The sequence below is a fragment of the Affinibrenneria salicis genome (genome assembly GCF_008710095.1).
This window is the reverse complement of sequence record NZ_VYKJ01000038.1, coordinates 1-2,953: the sequence shown is the minus strand read 5'-3', so window position 1 is coordinate 2,953 and position 2,953 is coordinate 1. Positions and strand designations below refer to the sequence as shown.

The window sequence follows — 2,953 nt, the reverse complement described above, 5'->3', positions numbered from 1 at the left end:
TCTGGCCCTCGCCCGGTGAGGCGAACGCCGTATCCACATAGCCGTTGCTGATCTGCTCTGCGGTCAGCACCACATTCTGCTGTGTGGCGCCGTCGGTGACGCTCAGCGTATCGCCCGCCACCGCGCCGGCCGGCAGACCAACCCGTACGTCGATCTGGCCCTGCAGCTCGCTCTGGCTGATCACCCCGTCGTTATTGGCGTCCTCGGTAATGGTCACCACCGGCGCGGCACCGGTATCGCCCGCCAGGGTATCAACCCGCGCGCTGTCGCTGCCGGTATCCGACACATTGCCGTACTGGTCGTGCAGTACCGCATCAACCTGAATGGTCTGACCCTCGCCCGGATTCGCGAACGCGGTGTCGATATAGCCGTTCGTAATGTTTTCCGCGGTCAGCACCACGGTCTGCGCCGTCGTGCCGTCGGTGACGCTCAGCGTGTCGCCGGCCACCGCGCCGGCCGGCAGACCAACCCGTACGTCGATCTGGCCCTGCAGCTCGCTCTGGCTGATCACCCCGTCGTTATTGGCGTCCTCGGTAATGGTCACCACCGGTGCGGCACCGGTATCGCCCGCCAGGGTATCAACCCGCGCGCTGTCGCTGCCGGTATCCGACACGTTGCCGTACTGGTCATGCAGCACCGCATCAACCTGAATGGTCTGACCCTCGCCCGGATTCGCGAACGCGGTGTCGATATAGCCGTTCGTAATGTTTTCCGCGGTCAGCACCACGGTCTGCGCCGTCGTGCCGTCGGTGACGCTCAGCGTGTCGCCGGCCACCGCGCCGGCCGGCAGACCAACCCGTACGTCGATCTGGCCCTGCAGCTCGCTCTGGCTGATCACCCCGTCGTTATTGGCGTCCTCGGTAATGGTCACCACCGGTGCGGCACCGGTATCGCCCGCCAGGGTATCAACCCGCGCGCTGTCGCTGCCGGTATCCGACACGTTGCCGTACTGGTCATGCAGCACCGCATCAACCTGAATGGTGCTGCCTTCACCCGGATTCGCGAACGCGGTGTCGACGTAACCGGTGCTGATATTTTCCGCGGTCAGCACCACATTCTGCGCCGTCGTGCCGTCGGTAACGCTCAGCGTGTCGCCCGCCACCGCGCCGGCCGGCAGACCAACCCGTACGTCAATCTGACCCTGCAGCTCAGTCTGGCTGATCACCCCGTCGTTATTGGCGTCTTCGGTAATGGTGACAACCGGCGCGCTGTTATCGGCACCCGCCAGGGTATCAACCCGTGCGCTGTCGCTGCCGGTATCGGACACGTTGCCGTACTGGTCGTGCAGTACCGCATCAACCTGAATGGTCTGACCCTCGCCCGGATTCGCGAACGCGGTGTCGATATAGCCGTTCGTAATGTTTTCCGCGGTCAGCACCACATTCTGCGCCGTCGTACCGTCGGTAACGCTCAGCGTATCGCCCGCCACCGCGCCCGCCGGCAGACCAACCCGTACGTCGATCTGGCCCTGCAGTTCGGTCTGGCTGATCACGCCGTCGTTATTGGCGTCTTCGGTGATGGTGACAACCGGCGCGCTGTTATCCGCACCACTCAGGGTGTCGATACGCGCACTGTCGCTGCCGGTATCCGACACATTGCCGTACTGGTCATGCAGCACCGCATCAACCTGAATGGTCTGGCCTTCACCCGGTGAGGCGAAAGCGGTGTCGATATAGCCGTTCGTAATATTTTCCGCGGTCAGCACCACATTCTGCGCCGTCGTACCGTCGGTGATGCTCAGCGTATCGCCCGCCACCGCACCGGCCGGCAGACCGACGCGCACGTCAATCTGGCCCTGCAGCTCAGTCTGGCTGATCACGCCGTCGTTATTGGCGTCTTCGCTAATGGTGACAACCGGCGCGCTGTTATCGGCACCCGCCAGGGTATCAACCCGTGCGCTGTCGCTGCCGGTATCGGACACGTTGCCGTACTGGTCGTGCAGTACCGCATCAACCTGAATGGTGCTGCCTTCACCCGGATTCGCAAACGCGGTGTCGATATAGCCGTTGCTGATCTGCTCTGCCGTCAGCACCACGGTCTGCGCCGTCGTGCCGTCGGTGACGTTCAGCGTGTCGCCCGCCACCGCGCCCGCCGGCAGACCGACCCGTACGTCAATCTGACCCTGCAGCTCGGTCTGGCTGATCACGCCGTCGTTATTGGCGTCTTCGCTAATGGTCACCACCGGCGCGCTGTTATCGGCACCCGCCAGGGTATCGATACGTGCGCTGTCGCTGCCGGTATCGGAAGTATTACCGTACTGATCGTGCAGCGTGGCGTCGACCTGAATGGTCTGACCCTCGCCTGGATTCGCAAAGGCGGTATCCACGTAACCGTTGCTGATCTGCTCTGCGGTCAGCACCACATTCTGCTGTGTGGCGCCGTCGGTGACGCTCAGCGTATCGCCCGCCACCGCGCCGGCCGGCAGACCGACCCGTACGTCGATCTGATCCTGCAGCTCGCTCTGGCTGATCACCCCGTCGTTATTGGCGTCTTCGGTAATGGTCACCACCGGCGCAGCACCGCTGTCGCCCGCCAGGGTATCAACCCGTGCGCTGTCGCTGCCGGTATCGGAGGTATTGCCGTACTGGTCGTGCAGCGTGGCGTCGACCTTAATGGTCTGACCCTCACCCGGATTCGCAAACGCGGTGTCAATATAGCCGTTGCTGATCTGCTCTGCGGTCAGCACCACCGTCTGCGCCGTCGTGCCGTCGGTAACGCTCAGCGTATCGCCCGCCACCGCGCCCGCCGGCAGACCAATCCGTACGTCGATCTGGCCCTGCAGTTCGGTCTGGCTGATCACGCCGTCGTTATTGGCGTCTTCGGTGATGGTGACAACCGGCGCGCTGTTATCCGCTCAGGGTGTCGATACGCGCGCTGTCGCTGCCGGTATCTGAGGTATTGCCGTACTGGTCGTGCAGTACCGCATCGACCTTAATGGTGCTGCCTTCGCCCG

At 63.6% G+C, this 2,953-nt stretch carries 1 protein-coding gene; it reads right to left on the bottom strand.

The features are described from left to right. Positions 1-2,800 (bottom strand): beta strand repeat-containing protein (locus FJU30_RS26620; protein ID WP_223881726.1); only part of this gene is annotated, 2,800 nt, incomplete at its 3' end. Positions 2,801-2,953 lie beyond the last annotated feature (153 nt).